At 59.2% G+C, this 22,060-nt stretch carries 20 protein-coding genes and 2 tRNA genes; 3 read left to right on the plus strand and 19 right to left on the minus strand.

The annotated features are described in order from the left end of the window. Positions 1-322: 322 nt before the first annotated feature. The 13 genes from DW943_RS08685 to DW943_RS08740 all read right to left on the minus strand — a co-directional run bounded on the left by DW943_RS08685 (position 323) and on the right by DW943_RS08740 (position 15,152). Positions 323-664, minus strand: a complete 342-nt coding sequence (locus DW943_RS08685) for a 4Fe-4S dicluster domain-containing protein (RefSeq protein WP_117862777.1) — start codon at positions 662-664, stop codon at positions 323-325. A 7-nt stretch (positions 665-671) separates the two neighbouring features. Further along, positions 672-1,760, minus strand: coding sequence for a nickel-dependent hydrogenase large subunit (locus tag DW943_RS08690; RefSeq protein WP_117862778.1), 1,089 nt, complete (start codon positions 1,758-1,760; stop codon positions 672-674). Positions 1,761-1,765: 5 nt separating this feature from the next. After that, positions 1,766-2,482 (minus strand): NADH-quinone oxidoreductase subunit C, encoded by a 717-nt coding sequence (locus DW943_RS10510; RefSeq protein WP_089573465.1) that lies wholly within the window; start codon positions 2,480-2,482, stop codon positions 1,766-1,768. Next, positions 2,482-3,066: an NADH-quinone oxidoreductase subunit B family protein gene (locus DW943_RS08700; protein ID WP_089573464.1), complete on the minus strand. Its 585-nt coding sequence runs from the start codon at positions 3,064-3,066 to the stop codon at positions 2,482-2,484. The genes DW943_RS10510 and DW943_RS08700 overlap by 1 nt, the downstream gene beginning before the upstream one ends. A gap of 12 nt (positions 3,067-3,078) precedes the next feature. Next, positions 3,079-5,421 carry a proton-conducting transporter membrane subunit gene (locus tag DW943_RS08705; RefSeq protein WP_233543639.1) on the minus strand — a complete coding sequence of 781 codons (2,343 nt, stop codon included), beginning with the start codon at positions 5,419-5,421 and terminating at the stop codon, positions 3,079-3,081. A gap of 36 nt (positions 5,422-5,457) precedes the next feature. Beyond that, positions 5,458-5,961 carry a hypothetical protein gene (locus DW943_RS10710; protein WP_233543640.1) on the minus strand — a complete coding sequence of 168 codons (504 nt, stop codon included), beginning with the start codon at positions 5,959-5,961 and terminating at the stop codon, positions 5,458-5,460. A 287-nt stretch (positions 5,962-6,248) separates the two neighbouring features. Then, positions 6,249-6,644, minus strand: coding sequence for a helix-turn-helix domain-containing protein (locus DW943_RS08710; RefSeq protein WP_089573462.1), 396 nt, complete (start codon positions 6,642-6,644; stop codon positions 6,249-6,251). 448 nt (positions 6,645-7,092) lie between these two features. Further along, positions 7,093-9,123 carry a bilirubin reductase, long form gene (bilR, locus tag DW943_RS08715; RefSeq protein WP_233543641.1) on the minus strand — a complete coding sequence of 677 codons (2,031 nt, stop codon included), beginning with the start codon at positions 9,121-9,123 and terminating at the stop codon, positions 7,093-7,095. Between the two features lie 337 nt (positions 9,124-9,460). Further along, the gene (locus tag DW943_RS08720) at positions 9,461-10,903 is read right to left on the minus strand and encodes an ATP-binding protein (protein ID WP_117862780.1); all 1,443 of its coding nucleotides are present in this window, start codon (positions 10,901-10,903) and stop codon (positions 9,461-9,463) included. Positions 10,904-11,385: 482 nt separating this feature from the next. Further along, a tRNA-OTHER gene (locus DW943_RS08725) sits at positions 11,386-11,462 on the minus strand. A gap of 100 nt (positions 11,463-11,562) precedes the next feature. Then, the gene (locus DW943_RS08730) at positions 11,563-12,990 is read right to left on the minus strand and encodes a DUF4038 domain-containing protein (protein WP_158566145.1); all 1,428 of its coding nucleotides are present in this window, start codon (positions 12,988-12,990) and stop codon (positions 11,563-11,565) included. 69 nt (positions 12,991-13,059) lie between these two features. Beyond that, on the minus strand, positions 13,060-14,304 hold the full coding sequence (locus DW943_RS08735; protein WP_199572860.1) for a glycoside hydrolase family 1 protein: 1,245 nt from the start codon (positions 14,302-14,304) through the stop codon (positions 13,060-13,062). A gap of 92 nt (positions 14,305-14,396) precedes the next feature. Beyond that, positions 14,397-15,152: a ChbG/HpnK family deacetylase gene (locus tag DW943_RS08740; protein WP_117862783.1), complete on the minus strand. Its 756-nt coding sequence runs from the start codon at positions 15,150-15,152 to the stop codon at positions 14,397-14,399. Between the two features lie 230 nt (positions 15,153-15,382). Here DW943_RS08740 and DW943_RS08745 point away from each other — a divergent pair, with 230 nt between their 5' ends. From DW943_RS08745 to DW943_RS08755, 3 genes are all read left to right on the plus strand, one after another. After that, positions 15,383-17,281: a transcription antiterminator gene (locus DW943_RS08745; RefSeq protein WP_117862784.1), complete on the plus strand. Its 1,899-nt coding sequence runs from the start codon at positions 15,383-15,385 to the stop codon at positions 17,279-17,281. A 15-nt stretch (positions 17,282-17,296) separates the two neighbouring features. Further along, positions 17,297-18,709 (plus strand): family 1 glycosylhydrolase, encoded by a 1,413-nt coding sequence (locus DW943_RS08750; protein ID WP_117756952.1) that lies wholly within the window; start codon positions 17,297-17,299, stop codon positions 18,707-18,709. Positions 18,710-18,805: 96 nt separating this feature from the next. Then, the gene (locus DW943_RS08755; protein ID WP_158566023.1) at positions 18,806-19,165 is read left to right on the plus strand and encodes a PTS lactose/cellobiose transporter subunit IIA; all 360 of its coding nucleotides are present in this window, start codon (positions 18,806-18,808) and stop codon (positions 19,163-19,165) included. Positions 19,166-19,419: 254 nt separating this feature from the next. On the opposite strand, the gene DW943_RS08760 is transcribed toward DW943_RS08755, so the two are convergent. From DW943_RS08760 to DW943_RS08780, 6 genes are all read right to left on the minus strand, one after another. Continuing rightward, on the minus strand, positions 19,420-20,682 hold the full coding sequence (locus DW943_RS08760) for a PTS sugar transporter subunit IIC (protein ID WP_117862785.1): 1,263 nt from the start codon (positions 20,680-20,682) through the stop codon (positions 19,420-19,422). Positions 20,683-20,696: 14 nt separating this feature from the next. Continuing rightward, positions 20,697-21,002, minus strand: coding sequence for a PTS sugar transporter subunit IIB (locus DW943_RS08765; RefSeq protein ID WP_117778683.1), 306 nt, complete (start codon positions 21,000-21,002; stop codon positions 20,697-20,699). 143 nt (positions 21,003-21,145) lie between these two features. After that, positions 21,146-21,271: a hypothetical protein gene (locus DW943_RS10750; RefSeq protein ID WP_233509096.1), complete on the minus strand. Its 126-nt coding sequence runs from the start codon at positions 21,269-21,271 to the stop codon at positions 21,146-21,148. Positions 21,272-21,279: 8 nt separating this feature from the next. Next, entirely contained in the window at positions 21,280-21,657 is a 378-nt protein-coding gene (locus tag DW943_RS10815; RefSeq protein ID WP_158563772.1) for a restriction endonuclease, read from the minus strand. Further along, on the minus strand, positions 21,600-21,746 hold the full coding sequence (locus tag DW943_RS10520) for a hypothetical protein (protein ID WP_158563771.1): 147 nt from the start codon (positions 21,744-21,746) through the stop codon (positions 21,600-21,602). The genes DW943_RS10815 and DW943_RS10520 overlap by 58 nt, the downstream gene beginning before the upstream one ends. 230 nt (positions 21,747-21,976) lie before the next feature. Further along, positions 21,977-22,053: transfer RNA gene (locus DW943_RS08780), tRNA-Met, on the minus strand. Positions 22,054-22,060 lie beyond the last annotated feature (7 nt).

A 22,060-nucleotide genomic window follows, 5' to 3' on the forward strand; every position in this document is an offset into this window, starting at 1 on the left:
GGAAAATAGGTGCGACTCAAGATGGACGGGGCAAAAGGGCCCGTTTTCCTCCGTCCTTGGGGGATCAAGGGCCGTCACCGATATGGCGCCATTTCAAAACTATGCCGGTTTACTACGATAAAAATAAGATCCCCGACCACGCGTGACTTTTTCGCAAAACCGCAAGCCGTCTACCTGTGGTTTTGATTTTGCCAAATGCGGCGCGGTTGGGGGTAGGCGATTTATCGTAGTAATCCGGCATAGTTTTGTTCGCGGCGGCACAGCCGCGCGTTTAAGCGCGGGGCCGGTGGGGCAATTTTGCCCCACCGGCCCCATCCCAGTGCTATTCCGGCTTGGTTTCTACCGTGGGAGTCTTGTCCGCCGCGACTGGAGTGCGGGCGGTGTCCATAGTCAGGCAGTGTTTGGGGCAGCTCTCGATGCACTCGCCGCATACCACGCAGGCATACGGGTCAATCGACCACGTTCCTCCCTTGCGATCAACCGCGAGCGCGCCCTCCGGGCAGCGGCGCGCGCACATGCCGCAGCAAATGCACACGTCCATGTCGTTAACGATGTGCCCACGCAGGCGCTCGGGTGCCGCGAGCTTCTCCTGCGGATAGCACACCGTTACCGGCTGCTTGACCATAGAACCCAAGGCCGTCTTGGCAAATGTCAGCAAACTCATGCCGCGCCTACCTTTCCGTGCAGCTAATGCAGGGGTCGATGGTCAGGATAATCATGGGCACGTTGGCAATGAGCACGCCCTGCAGCGCATGCGTCAGACCCGCCAGATTTTGCGACGTCGGCGTGCGCACGCGAAAACGGTCCAAGTTCTTGGTGCCGTTGCCGCGCACATAGTAATACGCCTCGCCGCGCGGCTGCTCAATCACAACCTCGCCGCGTGCGCCGTCGGCCGGCGTAAGCTTGGTGCGCCCGCCGATCCCGTCGTGCGGAATCTTGCCCACAAGCTCCTTGATGATGTCCATGGCCTGCGTGACCTCGGCGCAACGCACTTGGCAGCGGGCATAGCAGTCGCCATCGGTAGCGACAACCGGCTCAAACGCAGCCAGGTCCGCATAGGCACCGTCGCCAAACATGCGCACGTCGTAGTCCACGCCCGAGGCGCGCCCAAACGGACCGACCATCGAAAGCTCCAGCGCGTCTTTCTTGCTGATCACGCCCACGCCATGCAGGCGCTCGCCGCAGCTATTGTCGTCCAAAAACGTATGCACCAGGGCCTCGTAGTCGGGGCGCATGGCATCGAGCGCCTGGACAATGCCCGCCAGCTCAGAGTCCTCAATGTCGTGTTTAAGGCCGCCGATTTCGTTGATCGACAAAATCACGCGGCCGCCGCACGTGCTCTCAAAGATCTTGAGAATCTGCTCGCGCAGGGTCCACGAACGATAGAACAGCGCCTCAAAACCAAAGGCATCGGCAAGCAGACCCAACCACAGCAGATGCGAATGAATGCGCGAAAGCTCATGCAGAATGGTGCGGATATACTGCACGCGACCAGGCACCTCGATGCCGAGCATACGCTCGCAGGCGCTGGCGTAGCCGCAGCTATGGCCCACGGCGCAGATGCCGCAGATGCGCTCGGCGATGTAGCCAAACTGATGCATGTCGCGCTTTTCGGTGAGCTTCTCGAGTCCGCGGTGCACAAAGCCGATCTGCGGAATTGCCTCGATGACGCGGTCGTCTTCGATCATCAGGTCCAGATGAAGCGGCTCGGGCAGCACCGGGTGCTGCGGGCCAAACGGAATAACGGAGCGATGTGCCATGGACCTTACGCCTCCTTTTTCTGCTTGTCGCGGGCGGCCTTGGCGGCAAGCGCCGCGCGGACCTTGGCCGCTTTCTCGGGATCCATGGCGGCGAGCTTTGCCTCCATCTCGGCGGCCTTGAGCGCCGCCTTCGCAGCAGCCCCATCGTGCTGAGTATCGGAGCCGGCAGCCGCAGCGGGCTGAGCAGCGGCGCCCGCGGCATCGCCGGCGCCCGCAACGCCCTCCCCTGCAGCAGCCGCAGCCGCGGCGGCCTTCTCGGCAGCGGCCTTGCGCGCCTTGGCCTCGGCAGCCGCGCGGACCTTCATGGCCTTCTCGCGCGCGGCCTTCACCTCGGGCGTGATAACGCTCATGGGCTCGGCAGTCGAAACCTGGTAGAAAAAGCCCTTAAAGTCGATCTGCATATCGGTAATGGCAAGACCAAACAGGTCGTGGGCCTCATTTTCAAACGGGAACACCGCGGGGTAATACGAGCTGATGGACGGAATCTCCTGGTACTGGTCGATGCCCTCAACCACCAGATTCTCGATCGCATAGCTGCCGTCCTGCGCAATATGTTCCTGAGCAGCGTGAACGTTGATAAACGTATAGACCAAGCGATACGAGCCGTCGTCGACGTTGCGCTCGGTGTGCATTTGCACAAAGCGCGCGCCGACGCCCTTGAGCGCCTGGACATGCGACAGGAGCTCGTCGATCCCAACGGTGGTATAGATAGCCTTTTGCATTACTCGGCCTCCTTTGCAGCGGCGGGTGTCCCAGCAGGTGCGTCGCCAGCGGCGGGCGCGTCGCCGGCCTCAGCCGCGGCCACAAACCCGTCCTCGCCCAGCTCAACGCCACCGTCCCAGGTAGCGGCACCGCCCACGGTAAGCGGATCGCCGCCGGCGCGCATCACGGCCTCCTTCTGGTCCAGGATGCCGCACGCCTCCACGATGGCATCGATCACGGTCTCGGGGCGAATGGCACACCCGGGCGCGTACACGTCCACGGGGATTGCGCGGTCCACGCCGCCGATCACGTTATAGGCATCGCGGAATACGCCGCCCGAACACGCGCAGATGCCGCAGGCCACCACGCACTTGGGCTCGAGCATCTGGTTGTAGATCTGGCGCACGACGGGCAGGTTCTGGGCATTGACCGAGCCCGTCACCAAAAAGATGTCCGCATGCTTGGGGTTGCCGGTATTGACCACGCCAAAGCGCTCCGCATCGAACAGTGGCGTGAGCGAGGCCAGCACCTCGATATCGCATCCGTTGCAGCTCGAGCCGTCGTAATGAATAACCCACGGCGAGCGCGACATTTTATGATCCATGGATGCCGCCTCCTAAATAAACACGTCGACGAGGATGGGCATAAGGTTGAGCAGGCCAAACACCAGCGCCACGCCCCATCCGAGCTTAAAGCAGCTACGCCAGGTGCTGCGTGCGAAGGTGTTGTCGATCAGTACCTCGACAAAATACGTCACAGCCATCACGACCAGGGCTACGACCCAGCTCATCGGGTTGTCCCAAACAAAGAACATGCCCACCCACATCAAAAACAGCACGGTCTCGCACCAGTGCATAAGGGTCATCTTGGCCAGCGTGCCGCCGCTCATCTCGGTGGCGACGCCCTGGACAATCTCCTGATGCGCGTGATGCGAGTACGAAAGATCGAACGGCGACTTGCGCAGCTTGATGGTAAGCACCGCGAGCAGTGCGAGGAAGATGGGCGCGCTGTACACGATGATGGGGGCCGACTGCCCCGTCACGGCGATGGAATCGAAGCTGTCGGTGGCAAGGTACAGGCCCACGCTCATCAGCAGAACGGCGGGCTCGTAACTCATGACCTGCAGCAGCTCGCGGTCGGCGCCAACCTGGGCAAACGGGCTTTGCGTCGAGGCGGACGCCAACACCACAAAGATCGCGGCGAGCGTCACCATAAAAGCGCACAGCAGCGTGTTGGAGCCCGACACAAAGATGCCGCCGCCCACGACGGTAAAGATGAGCGCGCACGCCATATAGGTATCGTCCATGGTGTTTACGCTGGCGGGGGCCTTGCGCAGCAGCTTGGCAACGTCGTAGAAGGGCTGCAGCAGGCGCGAACCCACACGGCCCTGCATGCGGGCCGAAAGCTTGCGGTCAAGGCCGTCGATCAGTCCACCCACAAGCGGCGCCAGCAAAGCAAACGCCACGGTGCCAATAAAAATGCCCACGACGCCCGAGCCTTCGAAATACTTGCCGCGCAGCACCGAGGGCGCGCTCATGGCAAGCCGCTCGGGCCCAATCCACGCGCAACACAGCAGCGCAAACAAGATAATGCTGCAGCACACGACGCTACCCGCGGGGCCAATACGCTTCTCGCCAAGGGCGTCCACCGAGTACCAATTGCGCTTTTCGGCCTTCACCTCGCGTCCCATCGAGCCGCGGAAATGGCGGTGATTGTCGGTTCCCACACCCGAAAGATATACGTTTACGTGCGGTTTGTTGCTCACGCGGAATGAAGTCAGCAGCACCACGGCGATAAAAGCCACGATAACCACCATCAGATACATGGCATCCTTGCCAATAACGTACGGCACGCGGCCAAACACCATGGCCAAGTAAGGCGACACCAGACCGCTCGAGATAACCGGGAACGCCACGCAGCACAGAATCAGCAGCGCGGCGATGGTGTTGAGGGCCATCCATTCGGTCTTATGGACATTGACCTCAACGTTTTGAGCCGTGGGGTCGACGCCCGAAAGCTTGGCAAGCCACTTGCCCCAGAAGAAGAACGTCGCGGCCGAGCCAAAGGCAAGCACCATGATCATGAGCACGTTGCCGGTCTGGGCAAACGCCACCAGGGCGCCCCACTTGGACACGAGCATGCCAAACGGTGCCACGAACATGCCCATAATGCCCAGCATCATCAGGCGCGTCAGGTGCGGCATGCGGCTGAACATGCCGTCCATGTCCTCGATATTGCGGCTGCCGATATGATGCTCGGCCGTGCCCACGCACAGGAACAGCAGCGACTTTGCCACCGTATGGAACAGGATCAGGAAGATCGCGGCCCACACGGCCTCTGGCGCGCCGACACCCAGGCAGGCGCTGATAAGGCCCAAGTTGGAAATGGTGGAGTACGCAAGCACGCGTTTGGCGTTGCTCTGCGAGATGGCCATGAGGGCAGCGAGCAAAAACGTGATGGCGCCCACGCTCGTGACCATAAAGCCGGTCACGGGATAGATGGCATAGAGCGGGCTGAGCTTGACCATCAGGAACACGCCGGCTTTGACCATGGTGGACGAGTGCAGCAGGGCGCTCGTGGGCGTGGGGGCAACCATGGCACCCAACAGCCAAGTGTGGAACGGCATCTGTGCGGCCTTGGTGAGTGCGGCGAGCGACAGCAGAACGACCGGCATCACCAGCAGCGCGGATTGCGCGGTTCCGGCGCCGGAAAGCTCGATCATGCCCGAGATGGTCAGCGGCATGCCGTTAACGTGCAGGTACATGAGTCCGGCCAAAAACGCGATGCCGCCCAGCATGTTGAGGATGATCTGGGTGAAAGCGTTTTTTATGGCCTCGGGCGTGCGCGTGTAGCCAATCATGAGGAACGAGCACACGGTGGTGATTTCCCAGCCACAGAACAGCCACTCAAGGTTGTCGCTTGTCACGATGACGAACATGGCTGAGAGGAACAGGAACATAAGCGCCAGGAACTGCGAGCGTCGGTCGGGCGCCGCCTACCCGCGCAGCGCTGCCTCGTGCTCGTCATGGGCCTGGAAGTCCTTCATGTAGCCCAGGGCGTACACGCAGATAAGGCTGCCGACAATGCCGACGGCGAGGACCATGATCACGCTCATGTAGTCAAGGTAGAGTGGCGTTGCCGTGACGGCTTCGGTCGCGGGCAGCGTCATAGCTGCAAAGGTGAGCGAACCCACCAGCTGCACCACGCCGAGCACCGTGGTGAGCGTGCTCTTATATTTACGCGCGTTGTACAGGATGACAGCGCACAGGATCACGTCGATGACGGAGCTGATGATCGAGAGCACATGCGAGGTGCCGGGGGCAACCTCGAAGCTCTGCGGGCCCGTGCCAAAAAACATGACGGCGACTACAACCGTCACCGCCATAATGATGCCAGAGCCTACAAGCCCTAGCGCATCGCGGGCGCGGTCACCGCGCGCGAGCAGCATGCCCAGCGCCGGTACCAGCGGAAACAGGGTAAGGAAATACAGTAGCGTCATACCATCACTCCCCCATGCAAAAACGCTGCAATTGTTTAACGTTATAGCTCAGTTGAGGAGTAGCGGCGGCGGGTTTTCGGTCAACTGGGGAGTTTTAGGCGTACGGGGTAACGAGTCTGTCCGCTTTGGAGCAGAGAGGCGACGCTCCCCCTATCGCGGCGGCGGGCGCACGGGCCACTGCGCGCGGTTTATTAACCACTTTGGAGGATGTTCCAGTAGGCTCACGACGGTCCAAAAAGTTGGCGCGGCAAGAAAAATGCGCCCCTGTGGGCGCACCATCCCGTTCGCTATTCCGCCTTTTTAACGCGCGGCTTGCGACCGCGCGGCTTATCAACCAGCGCGGACTCACCGCTCTCGCGATACTGGCGGCACCAAGCCTTGACCGAAGACTCGCTGGGAATCTTGTGCTTGATCATGGCCTCGCGAACTGTTAAGCCGTTTTCCAAGCGGTCCTTGACCACGGCGAGCTTAACTTCGTACGAATAGGTGTGATGATGCGAACCGGCGTTGAGAACGGCGTCGGCACCGCCTACGGCATACGCGCGGGCCCACTGACGAGCCGTGGCCTGGGGAATGCCAAGCTCCGCGGCGAGGGCGCGATGACCGACCCCCTCTTGGAGGATCTCGACGGCGCGCTGCCTAACCTCGGGCGCATGCGTGCGAGTCCTAGTTGCTTCCGACATACCTGCCACTTCTTAGCCTTAACCGTTAATCTGCTTTCTTACGTGCAAGTTAGATAGTAGCATTTTACTGTTTGCTCAAAGCAGTTAATTAAAATAGACGCGGCGTTATCTGGGCATTTGGCACCAATTTACGACATTTCTTTATCGATTATTTACGCTGGTAGCTGACTCGCAGCCAATCGTCATTCGCCTGTCAACAAAATTGACACCTCTTTATGTCCTTTGCTATAGCGGATATGATTATTAACCCCTCCCCCAATAATTTTGAGTAATCGGCAAGGCAGTAGACGTCCTTACTCCTCATGATTACCGCGCATTGCCATCCACCGGAGCAAAACAAAAAGGGCGGGGCCTGCTGCGCTTGCAGGCCCCGCACCGGTTGACACCCGACGGGACACAGCCGGGCGAGGCGGATCCGTGCTACCGCCCCGCCCCGCCGCGATGTTAGCTACAGCTCGTTGGCCGCGTGATACGCCGTGCGAATGGCGCTCGCGATGTCGGCGGTGCGCTCGCCCGAGCAGTCGCCCACGCAGGTCACGGGCACCGTCACACCATCCAGGTCAAACGCGTTGGCCTTGGAGCCCACGGCCATCACCACGTAATCGCAGGCGATCTTCACCGGCTCCTCGGGGCCGTCCTCGGTGGTGCGCACGGCCTCCACGCCCTCGTCGGTAACGGCGGTCAGGCGGGTCTTAACGTGCTGTTCCACGTTGTGGGCGGCGAAGTCGCTCATGATCAGCGGCAGAATGGTCTCGGACTCGCCCGCGGCAATCTTGTCGAGCATCTCGACGATCGCCACCTCGCAGCCGTGCTGCAGCAGGTACTCGGCAGTCTCGGTGCCCACCAGGCCACCGCCGATAACGGCGACGCGCCCGCTGAGCTCCACCTTGCCGGCCAGCACGTCCCAGCTCGAGACGACCTTGTCCGAATCGGCGCCCTGAACGGGGATGACCACGTCGTGAGCGCCCACGGCCACAATCGCGGCATCGGCGGCGTTGAGGTCCGCGGGGCTGGCGGTGTGGTTGAGCTCAACCTTTACGCCCAGGCCAGGCAGAATCTTCTCGTAGTACTCGACCGAGCGCATGATCTCGTCCTTGCGCGGAGGCGCGGCTGCCAGCACAATCTGGCCGCCCAGATGATCGCTCGCCTCGTAGACGGTCACGTCGTAGCCGCGCTTGGCCGCCACGCGCGCGGCCTCCAGGCCGGCGATACCGGCGCCCACCACGGCGATCTTCTTGTCGCCCTCGCCCGGCTTAATGGCGATGGTCGCCTCGTCTCCGTTCTCGGCATTGAGCACGCACGAGATGTACTTGCGGTTTTGAATCGCGTCGACGCAGCCCTTGTTGCAGTTGAGGCACTCGCGGATGGGCTCACCCGTGGCGGCCTTGAGCGCAATGTCGGGGTCGCACATGAGCGAGCGGCCGTAGGCGATGATGTCAGCCGCGCCGTCTTCCAGAATCTTCTCGCCGGCCTCGACCGAGACGACACGGCCCACGGTTGCCACCGGCACGGAGACCAGGGCCTTGACGCGCTCGGCCACGGGCAGCGTCCAGTTGTAGGGCATGGCACCCATGGGCGGAATGGTGTCTCCCATGTTGCCGGTGTGGTTGGCCTGTGCAACCTGGATCATATCGATGCCCGCACCCTCGAGCAGTTTGGCAAACTCGCAGGCCTCGTCGGGCTGCAGGCCGCCCTTGCCGCGCGGCGTGCCGTCGGGGTTCTCCATGATCACGGGGAGCTTGTACTCCACCATCAGCTGCGGCGCGGCCTCCTTAATGGCGGCGACGACCTCCAGCGCATAACGGACGCGATTCTCGAACGAGCCACCGTACTCATCGGTGCGCTGGTTGAGGATGGCCGAGCACAGCGAACCCACCAGGCGGTCGCCGTGGACCTCGATGGCGTCGATCCCAGCCTGCTGTGCGCGAGCGGCCGAGGCGGCGATGGCTTCCTTGATCTGGGTGAGCTGCTCCACGCTCGCCTCGTTCACAAAGTGCTGCATGTCGTGGTGCAGCTTGGCGTAGGCCTGATTGCGAATCTCGTTGGACTCGGCCATCTTGGCGGCAAAGGTCTCCTCGTCGCCGGCGGCCTTGGCCTCCTGCGCGGCCTTGGCGGCGGCCATGGAACCCATGACCATGCGGCCGACGCCGGGCACGTCGTACTCGGGGTGGAACAGCTGCAGCGCAACCTTGGCGCCGTGCTTGTGGACGGCGTCGGCCAGCGCCTTAAACGTGGGGATCTGGGCGTCGGTCGCCAACTTGGGCGTGGGGCTCGCGGTCATAACGGGAGCAACGTCGCCGATGACGATGTAGCTCACGCCGCCACGGGCCAGGCGCTCGTAAAAAGCCAGGCTGCGCTCGCCGATGGAACCGTCGCGCTCCTCGTAGCCGGTGGTAAGCGGCGGGAACATAATGCGGTTTTTGAGCTCAAGGGGGCCAACCGTAATGGGCTGGAGCAGCTTGGATGCAGGTGCGGTCATGGACATTCCTCTCTTGTAGGCGCGGCGGCGATGATGCCGCGTAGTTATCTAGAGGATATGGCATGGGAGCACGGTAACGCAACGGAAATCGGCAGATAGCAGGTAGCGGCAGGTGGATGGGGCGGGGCGGCCCGTCGGTTTGTCTCGATCTGTAACAGTTACTCAGCAAAAACCGGGTCTTACTGTTACAGATCGAGATTATGTTTGAGATTTGCCAAGGGACTATATTCACGCGTTATCGATGCCACTGCGTCGATGCCACTGCGACAGAGGTGCGACATTACTGCGACAGAGGTGCGACATTACTGCGACAGAGGTGCGAAATAGATCGACCACCTTACCTTATCGTGTAGAACTGTTTTGGGTCGTTATGGGATGAGCCGTGCCATTCGAGCAGCCCGTCTTCCTCAATTAACTTACCAAGCACCCGACTTGCTGTGCGGCGGTTTCTTCCGATGTGCGCCGCAAGCTCCCTTGCTGTCACCCTTCCGTTCGCAAAGGCCAGCCTGACGGCAGCGAGCTCATACTCCCCCAATGAGGCGATCACCTCCGGTGATACCTTGTCCTCGAGAGCCTCGCTTCTCCTTACGGTTCTGGCAACGATATTGTTCTCAAGCGTTAGCTGGACCCTTGCCCCACCAGGTTCCGTGTAGACCGGGTCATTGAGCAGGGAGTTTTGCATCTCGGTATAAATGCGCTTGACGCCCTCGTTTAGCTCCCGGACCCAACCAAATTCGACCAGCGTGCGTGCGATGCGTGGGTTGCGCGAGTAACGAGTAGTCCTCATGTTGTCGAGCGTCACGATATTGGGAAGCGCGCCTGGACTGATGATTTCCAAACGGTCATCGAACATCGAGACCCGGATGTAGTCGCCGCGGAACGAGTAGTCACGATGCGTCACCGCGTTGACCAATCCCTCGAACCAGGCGAACTCAGGATACTCGGGCACAGTCTGGAATTTCCCATCGGGCCCCAGGAATTGGAATTCGCGGAGCATGCTCGAGATGAGTTCGTAGGCGTCTTGGATAACCTTAGGCAGCGGCCCACAGAAGCTTCGCTCTTTCGTGATGTTGAGACGCTCACCCGTCTCCATTTTGACGCCGTCGTAGCGCAGGACACGGACTCGCGCCTGTGGCATCATCGCGGACGGATCCAGCGCGAATAGCAGGGCTCCAGCAACGGTCAGTTTTCCGTCACGCATAAAACGACGACTTCTAAGGACCTGCTCGTCGGAAACTTCGGTTCCAAGAATCCCTTTGTAGCGATCAAGCACTTCATGGTCCACGTCATCTAGGGAGGAATCCTCAACAAGCTCGTCCTCGAAGATTCTCTGCCCCTTATCGTACTCGAGGGCAAATACCTGTTCGCGGCTGAGCCTCACGCTCTTGTCGTCCTGCCGCAAGAAAACCTCGCCGTCGCTCACGCGAGCAACAGAGTGGTTGGTCGAGGCATCGATGTCCAAAACGAGAACGAAGTCCTCCTCGCCCGAAGAATTGACCACGGGGATTCGGTCTTTGCGGACAATAGGGGTTGGCGTGCAAGTCGTGAGCGCAGCGCGCTCGAATTTCTCAATGTCGCGCGCGCCGTTACGCTTGAAGCCCGTTACCTCACCATTATCCTCGATACCGATAACGAGCTTGCCTCCCGCCGAGTTGGCGAATGCACTAATATGCTTCGCAATCTCCTTGTCATCCTTGCGGGCGCTCTTTCGATCGAAGTACTGATTCTCCCTGAGAGTGGAAAATAGAATCACATCGTTTGTCGCAATGGGTTGCTGCATTGCCGCCTCCTTACATGGCTCCATAAAGAAGTGTAAGTCAAAGGCATCGTATAGACGGCCCCTACATAGCGGCCCCTTTATTGTTTTTAAGACGTCACTGTTTCTAGTTAAGGATCGTTAAGGGTCGTCGCAGCTCCTTCCAATTGGAGTCTATCAATCGACAAGTCAATCCATCCGGCCCGTGATTATCGATAGCCCGTCCGCCTCACATAATAAAAAGAGTCAAGATTCACTCATAAAGGAGAGCAACAACAAAATCTCAATCTGTAACAACAACTCGGCAAAATCCGTCCCTCGTGTTACAGATTTAGACAAACGGGACCCAACCCACCGGTATATCTCGATCTGTAACACCTGGCCGCCCAAATCGGGTCTAGATGTTACAGATCGAGATTTTGTTTGAGATGTTGGGAATTGGGCTGAGAGAACAGTCCCGGAATAACAAAAAAGCTCGCCGGCTAGGCCGACGAGCTGCAAGTTCTTGGTCGCGGGGGCAGGATTTGAACCTACGACCTCCGGGTTATGAGAACGGCGAGCTACCAGACTGCTCCACCCCGCAATGTCTGGGCGCCTCATGTGCGCAAGAGAGTTATTACGCTCCCGCCTGCGCGATTGCAAGCCGGCTGCCCAAGGTTGTGAAGGTTGCTCCACATCCAGTCTTACCACGCGAACACTTTATCAAGTTTTCCAACCTCCACAGGCCCCCCGTACGAGCCGAGATATATTGGCGCCTCGCTGCGCTCCGCATCGGCCATGAGCAACCAATCCTCGCCTTCTCCCGCGCTCGGGGCACGCACAGTAGCGCACCCGTCGGCTACGATCTCCGGCACGGGACCACATATATCACCGTTGCGCGGGCTGTACCACCAGCACCATGCTGTCACCCAGCCCTCGGGCATCTGCAGGCACGCGGTGCCGCCGCTGGGCAAGTAAGCGAAAAGTCGCGCGCCATCTTCCGCACAACTCACCTGCACATGCGCAGCCAAATCATCCGTCTCAGGCGAAACCACGGCATGCGGACACGGAAGGGAGCCAACAACACCAGACTCATCGAGGAAGGCTCGCAGATAGCGCATCTGATTTGCTCCCTCGGCGTCGAGCGCTTCAAACCAATCCACGTGAAACATATCATTTCGTTCCTTCTCGGCAATGGAGCTCCACACCGAGCAGTGTCCATAGGTAACCCCAAACGCCCCGGCGAGCACCGACCAGTACGCTCGGCGTCGCACCATCCATGCCCCGTGACGTGAACCGGTCGGCGGCCAACTCGTGGGCATGTCCTCATACGCAGGCTCGCCATCCCAAACGGGACGCGCGGAACCAGGCTGTTCATCCTCCGCCTCGACAAGCTTCCAACTGCACACGCCTGGGCCATGACCCGACTGCAGCATGGTTAGCGCAAGCCATCGCTCGTCATCGCCCCAATAGGTAGAAGACGAGCAGTGATTTTGGTCTTCACAACTTGGATGATAGGCAAGGGGCAACCGGCGCCACGCCTCGCGGGGCGCATCAGCGGGCAGCGGGCTGCCGAGGACGCCCTCGGTAAGGCCCTCTGCCATACGCCGCCACACCGAACGGTAATCAACACCGCGGTGAACCGGCTGCCGGTCGCCGCCCAAACACCACACGATGTTCTTTCGTGAGGCATACCGCGCGCCAATCCACTTGCCAAAGTCGTAGGCGTTCTCGTCGGTCACCGTTATACCAAACGTGCCACCCATCCAGTTGTCGCCTGTCACCAACTGCCCCCACACAGGAAGCAGAAGCACGTGAAAGCCGTAGTGTTCAGCACGATCGAGCACCCAATCAAGATAGGAAAAATAGCGCTCATTGGGATGTTCGAGGCCACCGTTGATAAGTGCCGGCTCGCCCGCGGGTGAGCGCATGAGCACATCGCGCTCGGGGTCAAGGGCAACCATCTGCAGCACAGTAAAGCCCTGCTCTTTACGGCGACGCAGATAGTATTCCACGTCATCGGCTTTTATACGCTGCGGCAGCGTCCAAGCGGTGTCGGCTATCCATGTAAAGGGCGCGCCGTCCTCCGTCACAAGATACCTGCCGTTATCGCTTACGTGCAGCGCCTGCATACGCCATCTCCCCTTTCCTTCGCAACACCGATATAGGCGCCGCGTGCCCATCTCCTTGCGCGAACGTATCTACATCCGCCCATTGAGCGTGCGAACCACATCCGCGTACACGCGCGCGCTTGGCTTTGCGATGCGGTCGTACGTACCGTCACGACGATCGACCTCATAAAGCCCCAGTCGACTGTCAAAAGCAGAAATCCACTCAAAGTTGTCCATAAGCGTCCAGTGGAAGTACCCCAGCACTGACAGCCCGCGCCGCACAAGCCCCGCAAGCGCGGGCAGCGATGCGCGGATGAAGTCGCAGCGCAGATGATCGTCCTCGGTAGAGATGCCATGCTCTGTAACCATGACTGGAAGGCCCGTGAGCTCGTGGATGTAGAGCACTGCACCCGCAAGCGAGCCGGGCTCCACCTGCGTGCCCATACCGTTGATGGGCTGGATAGGATCGGGTGCGATGAGCCCTTCGTCGCCAAAGACCATGCGCTCGTAGTTCTGCACGCCGATGAAGTCATCCCCTTGAATGGCATCAACCCACTTGCCATAGCAGAGTTCGCGCTTATGCTCGCAAATTGCACGGCCGGCGGGTGTGGCCCAGTCGTCGTCCACTACTGAAAGCGAGAGCCCCACAGGGGTACCCGGCGCTACCTCACGCACCACCTCCACAGCACGGCGATGAGCGCGCGCCATAGCCTCGTCCATAGCGTCGAACTCGTCGATGTCCTGCACGTTGCCCGCACGGTAATGCGCAACGCCCGCCTTTGCCGCTGCGGCATGCAGCACCACCTGCTGGAAGGCAAACGCCTCGGGAGGCATCGCACCGTTGGCGAGGAGCTGGTTGAGGTTGGGCTCGTTAAGTGTCACCACCGCAGCGGCGCGGCCGCGGGCGAGCTCCATAACGCGCCGCACATGCGCCGCAAAGAGGTCGACAGCGTCGGGCGCGAGCCAACTACCCCGTTTGGCAAACCAATGAGGACAGGTAAAGTGGCAAAGCGTGAGCACCGGCTGAATACCGCGCGCCAGGCAACCATCCATCAGGCGGTCGTAGTGATCGAGGGCCGCCTGGTCGATGACGCCCTCCTCCTGCTCGATGCGACACCACTCAACGGAGAAGCGATACGCGTTGAGCCCCATCTCAGCAACACAGTTGAGGTCGTCCTCCCAACGCTCCCAGCTGCGGCAGGCGTCTCCCGCGGGCTCCTTAAAAACCGTCGGCTCCACATGCTCCAAGAAGGTGGTGTCGGCAGCCGCGTCGCCGCCGTCGGTCTGGTGCCCCGCCGTCGACACGCCCCAGAGGAAGTGGTCGGGTTTATTCATATTCATCCTTTCTCTATGGTACGCCACCGTTACAGCACGGGCGTCCGAAGCCAGATGGCGCCCCCGCTCTTAGCTGCGACTTGCGCAACATCCTAGTCCTCGCAGTAGTTTTCAAAATTCACCAACTGCACGTGTTTCTGTTCGATCCACTGCTCAAGCTCCTCACTCACCAGAAACGCCGTTTCCATGGGACGAATCAAGGTAAAGGACGAGTGGTCGAGCACATATTGATCCAGGTACCCCGGGTGGAATACGAGCATGCTGCAGGCGTGACGCGCAATGTCGGCCTCGTCGTCAAACAAGTACTTGCGCGGATCGTACAGGCCTCGATCATCGAGGTGATAGGGTTTTGCACACACCACACCCCACTTCTCACTCCAGACCGGATCCATGGGGTTGATATAGAAGAGCCCATTGCGCTCCGCGACGTTCTGAAGCGCCTGAAAAAACGTCGGGGAGAACACGGCATGGCCCTCAAAGTACGCCGGGTCGCGCCCGGTCAGCGCACGAAACCGATCGAGCTGCGCCTGTATTTCGCGCTCCGCTTCCTCGAGCACGATGGTGTCCTCCGTGCGCGCCCTGATGGTTCTGCTAGAACAGAACTCCCCGTGTTCATCCACGAGCGAGGGAATGGACGCGGGGTCAGAAACCGGCTTACCAAGACAGATGTTTGTATGTTGCCCCACGCTCACACCGCTTGCAGCAACGAGGTCGAAGCCGTGGGAGGCAGCAGGCATGTTGGGCATGAGCCCAACGCTCTTAATCGGTCCGCAAGAGATGGCTTTGGCGATACCGTAGTTGATGCCCTCGCTCATGCCCAGGTCGTCTGCCCTAAAAATGACCTTCATACCAAGCGCCTCCTTTACGCGCACAGCGAGAACAGACTCACTTTGCGCCATCGGTTGTACTCTGCCGTTTGCCACCCATGGTATAGGACGTCCCCGTCCGCTCAAGGACGGCTTTTTCCGCGCGCAATCCGGTAAATGAGGCAATTGAGCTGCTAGGCGCAGCGCTCGTATAGTATTTCTATCAACGATATCTGAATGCGGCGAAATGCCCCGATGCCCTAGGGGGCGACATGGATAGGGAGCTCCTCAATCTTCTTGAGCTCATCGAGCAGAGCGACTATGTAACGGCAGAACAACTTGCCCAACACATTCAAAAGAGCGAGAAGACGACGCGCGCGCGCCTTAAGGCGCTCCGGCAGAATCTTGCAGAAAGTGGCGCCGAGCTTGTCTCCAAGCCACGCCACGGATACCGCCTCGAGATGAACGACGCTGAGCGCTACCATGCCTGGCGACAGCGTAGCCTACAACGCATTGCCCGCCACACGCCTGAAACCGCCGAAGAGCGTCTTATGTATCTCGTAGAGCGCTTCATAAGCGGATCGTTCTTCAAGCTCGCGGACGAGTCGGAAGCCTTGTTTGTCTCTACCAAGACACTCTCGCAGGAAATTCGCCATGCAGAGTCTATCCTCACACGCTCCGGCCTCACGGTGGAGCGTGTCCCTGGATACGGGATGAGAGCCATCGGAGACGAATTTGCCTTCCGCAAGGCAATCATGCACTGCTTGCGATTCCATACGGTCGGTTTTGATGATTACCGCAGCGTACAAGATCAAGCCGCGGCAATCATCGGAGACCTTGTCGTGCAGACCTTTGCTGCCGAAAACGTCGTAATGTCCGAGGCTGCCCTCGAAACATTCATTCTCTATCTCGTGGTGTCAAGCGCACGCTGCCACCGTGGCCACATCATAGAGGACGTCTCCGGGCGAAACACCTGGGAGAGCGCGGAGCATGACCGACATTGCGCGCACGTCGTTATAGAACAGCTGGAAGAACACGACATCCCGCTTGACGATACCGAAGGCGAGGCCCAGCTCATAGCTGCCTTCGTTGCCGGCGGTGTCGTGCGCCACGACGCATTCGGACTCGATGGGAACCTCGTTATCTCGGAGGATATCCAGCGTCTCATCGACCCTATGCTCGACGCCATCTACGATATGTACGGCGTCGACTTCAGCGATAATTTGCGTCTGCGCCTTATGCTGGGAAACCATCTCATTGCATTTGATATACGCATGCGCTATGGCATCGAAATCACAAACCCCCTGCTTGCAGAAACACGCCGCACCTACCCCTTCGCCCACGCACTGGCGCAGCAGGCGGCATTGCCACTCGCTGCTCACTACGGACGCCCCGTATCCGAGCACGAGATTGCCTACTTCACCATAATGTTTCAAATGGGACTCGTCATGCAGCGACGAATTCCTCATAAGAGCCGTGTGCTCCTGGTTTGTGCGACGGGTAAATCGAGCTCGCGCTTTTTTGCTTATCAGTTTGAAGAAGCATTCGGCGATTACATCAGCGAGCTCACCGTCTGCAGTGTCTTTGAGCTCAACCACATCGACCTCAATACATTCGACTACATCTTCTCGTCCGTCCCCATTGACCGAGCGGTTCCCAAGCCCATCATGCAGGTGAACAGCTTCCTTGAGGCGCGCGATATGAACCGCGTACGTCGTAGACTTGAACTGGGGGATAGCTCATATCTACGCCGGTTCTACCGGCCAGAGTTCTTTTTCACGGGCCTCACGTCGCGGCGTCGAGACGACGCGCTCGCCGAACTCTGCGAACTCGTCCGACAAGTGCGACCCCTACCGGACAACTTCCTCGGCTCCGTGTTGGAGCGTGAGAAACATGGAAGCACCGATTTTGGTAACCTGGCAGCTCTGCCTCATCCCGTAGAGGTGCTTCCCGACGAAAACCTCGTGGTCGTGGGTGTTCTCAAGCGCCCCATCCGTTGGAAAACCAATGACGTCCAACTCATCATCCTTACGTCGATCTGCGACTCAACCGCAGACGAGACCCAACGATTCTATCAGACGACCGCACGGCTTCTTACCGACGAGAAGCGGGTACGCTGCATCGTAGAGGGTGGCAACTACGAAACCCTCATGCGCGCCCTGTGCGGCTAGAAGGAAGGGGTGCGCATGGCGTTACCAGCTGATTTTCTATGGGGAGCCGCTTTGGCGGCAAATCAATGTGAGGGGGCCTATCAAGAAGACGGCAAGGGTCTCTCGGTTGCCGATGTGATGACCGCCGGCGCGGTCGATACGCCTCGACGTATAACGACCGACGTTGAGGCAGGGGTCTACTACCCGAGCCACGACGGCGTGGATTTCTATCATCGCTACAAGGAAGACATAGCGCTCTTTGCCCAGATGGGACTCAAGGTCCTGCGCCTCTCCATCGCATGGAGCCGCATCTTCCCCGAAGGCGACGAGATCGAGCCCAACGAGCGCGGCCTCGCTTTCTACCGTAGCGTATTTGCCGAGCTTAAGCGCTACAACATAGAACCTGTTGTTACGCTTTCGCATTACGAGATGCCACTTGGCCTCGTGAGAAAGTACGGGGGTTGGCGCGATAGGCGTCTCGTGGACTTCTTCGCGAGGTACTGTGATATATGCTTCCGGGAGTTCGGCGATACTGTGCGCTATTGGCTCACGTTCAACGAGATCAACGTTGCCGAGTACAATCCGTGGTCGCCCACCGGCATCAATAAGCGACCGGGAGACGAGGGCTATTGGCCCACCATCTATCAGGCGGTCTACCACCAATTTGTCGCAAGCGCTAAGGCGGTCATCCGAGCGCACGAGATCGATCCCGGCCTCAAGGTCGGTTGCATGACACTCGCGGGCATTGTGTATCCAAAAACCTGCCACCCGCTCGACGCGAAGGCGGCAGACGATTTCCAAAACGATATGCTCGCCTTTGCGGATGTGCAGGTGCGCGGCTATCTCCCCTCCTTCTTAAGCAAGGCCATGGGGCGACGCGGGGTTACCCTTGTGCGCGAGGCGGGAGATGACGAGATTCTCCGCGCCGGTACGGTAGACTTCGTTGGCTTTAGCTACTACTCATCGATGGTGCAAAGCGGCACCGAAGCCGACGCCGAAAAGACAGGCGGCAACATGGTGAGCGGCGTGAAGAACCCCTACCTCGAAACGAGCGCTTGGGGTTGGCAGCTCGACCCCATGGGCCTGCGTCTGACACTCCGCCTGCTTTACAACCGCTACCAAAAGCCGCTCTTTGTGGTAGAAAATGGCCTCGGCGCAGCAGACGAGGTGGTAGATGGGCGCGTTGATGACGACTATCGCATCGCCTACCTTCGCGCGCACATAGCTGCCATGATCGACGCGGTCGATGAGGACGGTGTGGACCTGATGGGGTACACGCCCTGGAGCGCGCTCGACCTCGTCTCCGCCGGCACGGGAGAGATGAAGAAGCGCTACGGCTTCATCTATGCCGACCGGGACAACGAGGGCGCTGGCACGCTTGAGCGCATTCCTAAAAAGTCATTCTTCTGGTATCGCGACGTCATCGCATCGAATGGTACGAACCTGTAATTCGCCAATCAGTCACACGGCTGTTTATGTCACATGGACAAGCGAGCGCAACGCTGCCTTGTTGCGCTCGCACAACAACAGAAAGGATATTGCACCATGACTCCCGATGAAGAACTGCAAGTTTTTAAGCTCATCAGCACGGCAGGCACTGCAAAGAGCGCCTACATGGAGGCCATCAAGCACGCGAAAGATGGCCGAGCAGATAAGTCTCCCGCCCTCATTGCAGATGGCGATGCAAACTTTCTGGAAAGCCACGACGTTCATCTGGAAATGATCTCCTCCGCAGCTCAGGGAGTCAATGCCCCGGCATCGCTTATTCAAGTTCATGCAGAGGATCAGCTCATGGCGACCGAGGTCACCAAGGCTTTTGCACGCGAGCTGGTTGACCTGTACCGCATGATCGACGCCATGCAGAACCGTATCGATGAACTGGAGAAGAAGGTCAACGCAGCGTAAATCTTGTGCGCCATAACCGGCTAGAGATAATCGGCAACGCCAAGTACAGGGCCCCGGGCATTCAGCCCGGGGCCCTTCTTGTGGGGAGGCGTCGTCCTTGTGGTGGAGGTGTCGTCCGCGCCGTCCAATCCATACGGCGCTACGAATCGAGCCCGCGCAATACGCGGCGTCGGTATACAAAACGAGGTGGGCAGCGCTTCTGCAGCACCTCCCACCTCGCAAAACAAACGCGGCAATATGAAGGGGACTTGTTACTATGCCACCTGTGCTTCCTGCTCCGCCTTGAGCCTGGTGGCGTCCATCGCCTTGATAAACGGAATCCAAATCAAGATATCGATGATGAGAAACACGACCTCAGCGATGGCAATGCTGATACCACCGGAAAGCATGCCAGTGATGACCACCGGGATGTTGAACGGCAGGATGCCGACGCATTTTGCCACAATACCCAGGGACTGCAGTGCGTACATTCCAATGACATTGACAAGAGGCGTCACGATAAACGGAATAGCAGCCACGGGGTTCAGCACAATGGGGAGGCCGAAAATAATCGGCTCGTTGATGCCAAAGAAACCGGGCGCCAGCGCCACCTTGCCGACCGTACGCAGCTGAGCGGAACGGGCGACCAAAAGGATGGCAATGGGAACGGCGGGGTAGGCAATTGCGATGGTCGTAATGTAATTGAAGTTCATACCGATGATGTTGGGGAGAGCCTCGCCAGCAGCGTAGGCGGCCTGGTTGGCACCATCGAGCATCATGAAGAGCGGGCCGATGAGGCTCGTGATAAAGCCGGGATGAATGCCGAAGCACCACAGCAGGCACATGATCACGCTAATGAGAACAACGGAAGCGATGTTGCCGCCAATCAGGCCCTGGATGGGCATCTGGATGAGAGCGTAGAAACAGCTGAACGCGTCGCCCCAGGGAGTCAGCGCAAAGATCATGCGCACCACGATAGCGCACAGCGCAATGGCAAACGCGGGAATGAGCGAAACGAAACTGTTGGACACAAAGTCGGGCGTGCCAGTGGGCATCTTAATAACAATGTTCTTAGAAACAATAAGGTGGAAGAGCTTCGTTGCAAGGAACGCAATAACGATGCCCAAGATCATGCCTTTAGTGCCCAGATAGTCAAAAGCAAGCGACGTCACACCATCTTCTGAAGTCAACGTAGGCATCAGCGCAACATAGACAACAAGGGCGAGCACACCGGCGGCAGGAGCCTTAACCCCGATGTTCTCACCGTACGAGCGCGCAACACCGTAGGTGAAGAACAGGCCGAGCATGTTGGTGGTTGCGTTCACCACGGCAGAAAGCGCCACATTGACGCCGCTCGTTGTAAGGAACTCCTGATAAGCCGGAATGGGAATGCCCGAGAACAAGCTTGCGAACGATCCGACGATGATGATGGGGAACATCGACATGATGCCCGACGAAATCGCCTGGAGAATCGTATTTTTGCTGACAGCGTTACCCCAAGAAGAAATCTTGGCAATGATACCGTTCATGGATGCCATGTGCGACGCGCCTCCTAGTTCTCACCCATAAGGGATTTGGCCTGGGCAAGCGCAGCGTTGCCATCCATCGTGCCGTACGCCACCATGTCAATGACGGTAACCGGCACGCCCGGGCATGCCGCGCGAACTTCATCGGCTTGGAACTGAATCTGAGGGCCCAGCAAAATGCAGTCGGCATCCGAGGCGACTTCTGCCGCCTTATCAGTGGAGTAAGCGGCAATGGCGCACTCGAGGCCCTCGGTGGCGGCGGCATCCTTCATCTTCTGAACCATGAGGCTCGTAGACATGCCGGAATTGCACAAGAGGATAATCTTCTTCATCGGCTTCCCCTTCTCGTTATCGTTATCGTGGAACCGTTCGAAGTGCATGCGAAGCTTCGATGACACCACTATATGAGGGGAAGTACGGCCACTCCATAGCCGTTCTTGCCACGTTCGAATCCGGCAAGGGTGGGTAGGCCCCTTTAGCGCTTGAGCTTTTCCTCGCGGGCGACGAGGGCCTGCTTGAGCGCACCGAGGTCGCGCTCGGTGCGCTTGGCGCGGCGCGACAGAACAAACGCGTAAACCGCAAGTGCGAGCCAAATGCCCACATAGGCAGCTATAACAAAAGGAGCGGCCGGGAGAACTCCTCGAACGGCACGCCGGTCCAGCCCCTGCCCTCGAAGAAGTCGCACTTGAGCGTGCCGAAGAACCCCTCGGCACGCGCGTTGTCGGGGCTCCGGGCCCTCCTCGACATCGAGCGCCTGACCCCGGGCCCGCACGCCTCGCGCCACTCGCGCCCCATGTAGACGGCGCCGCCGTCGTAGCGCTTGCATTGAATCGCCCACCATTCCCCCGCCTCGGCGGTCTGGGCCATGAGGTCGATTCCGTTGTCTTGGGTGTCGTGGACGGGACAATCGTCCCATTCGAGTGCCTGGGCTATCGTCCCGACACGGGAAAGAACAGCGCGTAGAAGGGGTCGTTCTTGAGATAGCAAACGCAGGCCGCCTCGTACTTGTCGCCCTTCTCCTTGGTCGTTGCCGACCCGTTGACGATGGGATCAAGGGCATCGTAGACGGTCTTCATATAGCGATTCCCTTGTTGTTATTCAGACGTCACTATTTTAGCTAAGGACCGCCGGAACTCTTTCTAATTGGAGTTTATCGGTCGACAAGTCAAACCGCCCGGCCCGCGATTATCAATGGTTTATATGCTTCACAAAATAAACTGCCACAGGATTCACCCGCAATTCACCCGCAAAGTAAACCAATAAAGAAAAAGCTCGGAAGCAATTATGCTTCCGAGCTGCAAGTTCTTGGTCGCGGGGGCAGGATTTGAACCTACGACCTCCGGGTTATGAGCCCGGCGAGCTACCAGACTGCTCCACCCCGCAATGTCTG

The organism is Collinsella sp. AM44-11 (assembly GCF_003467145.1).
Taxonomy (GTDB): Bacteria; Actinomycetota; Coriobacteriia; order Coriobacteriales; family Coriobacteriaceae; genus Collinsella.

What these genes read in the sequence shown, in the direction of transcription:
- DW943_RS08685 (WP_117862777.1), bottom strand. Translation starts at nt 664, where the DNA reads ATGAGTTTGCTGACATTTGCCAAGACGGCCTTGGGTTCTATGGTCAAG.
- DW943_RS08690 (WP_117862778.1), bottom strand. Translation starts at nt 1,760, where the DNA reads ATGGCACATCGCTCCGTTATTCCGTTTGGCCCGCAGCACCCGGTGCTG.
- DW943_RS10510 (WP_089573465.1), bottom strand. Translation starts at nt 2,482, where the DNA reads ATGCAAAAGGCTATCTATACCACCGTTGGGATCGACGAGCTCCTGTCG.
- DW943_RS08700 (WP_089573464.1), bottom strand. Translation starts at nt 3,066, where the DNA reads ATGGATCATAAAATGTCGCGCTCGCCGTGGGTTATTCATTACGACGGC.
- DW943_RS08705 (WP_233543639.1), bottom strand. Translation starts at nt 5,421, where the DNA reads ATGTTCCTGTTCCTCTCAGCCATGTTCGTCATCGTGACAAGCGACAAC.
- DW943_RS10710 (WP_233543640.1), bottom strand. Translation starts at nt 5,961, where the DNA reads ATGACGCTACTGTATTTCCTTACCCTGTTTCCGCTGGTACCGGCGCTG.
- DW943_RS08710 (WP_089573462.1), bottom strand. Translation starts at nt 6,644, where the DNA reads ATGTCGGAAGCAACTAGGACTCGCACGCATGCGCCCGAGGTTAGGCAG.
- bilR (WP_233543641.1), bottom strand. Translation starts at nt 9,123, where the DNA reads ATGACCGCACCTGCATCCAAGCTGCTCCAGCCCATTACGGTTGGCCCC.
- DW943_RS08720 (WP_117862780.1), bottom strand. Translation starts at nt 10,903, where the DNA reads ATGCAGCAACCCATTGCGACAAACGATGTGATTCTATTTTCCACTCTC.
- DW943_RS08730 (WP_158566145.1), bottom strand. Translation starts at nt 12,990, where the DNA reads ATGCAGGCGCTGCACGTAAGCGATAACGGCAGGTATCTTGTGACGGAG.
- DW943_RS08735 (WP_199572860.1), bottom strand. Translation starts at nt 14,304, where the DNA reads ATGAATAAACCCGACCACTTCCTCTGGGGCGTGTCGACGGCGGGGCAC.
- DW943_RS08740 (WP_117862783.1), bottom strand. Translation starts at nt 15,152, where the DNA reads ATGAAGGTCATTTTTAGGGCAGACGACCTGGGCATGAGCGAGGGCATC.
- DW943_RS08745 (WP_117862784.1), top strand. Translation starts at nt 15,383, where the DNA reads ATGGATAGGGAGCTCCTCAATCTTCTTGAGCTCATCGAGCAGAGCGAC.
- DW943_RS08750 (WP_117756952.1), top strand. Translation starts at nt 17,297, where the DNA reads ATGGCGTTACCAGCTGATTTTCTATGGGGAGCCGCTTTGGCGGCAAAT.
- DW943_RS08755 (WP_158566023.1), top strand. Translation starts at nt 18,806, where the DNA reads ATGACTCCCGATGAAGAACTGCAAGTTTTTAAGCTCATCAGCACGGCA.
- DW943_RS08760 (WP_117862785.1), bottom strand. Translation starts at nt 20,682, where the DNA reads ATGGCATCCATGAACGGTATCATTGCCAAGATTTCTTCTTGGGGTAAC.
- DW943_RS08765 (WP_117778683.1), bottom strand. Translation starts at nt 21,002, where the DNA reads ATGAAGAAGATTATCCTCTTGTGCAATTCCGGCATGTCTACGAGCCTC.
- DW943_RS10520 (WP_158563771.1), bottom strand. Translation starts at nt 21,746, where the DNA reads ATGAAGACCGTCTACGATGCCCTTGATCCCATCGTCAACGGGTCGGCA.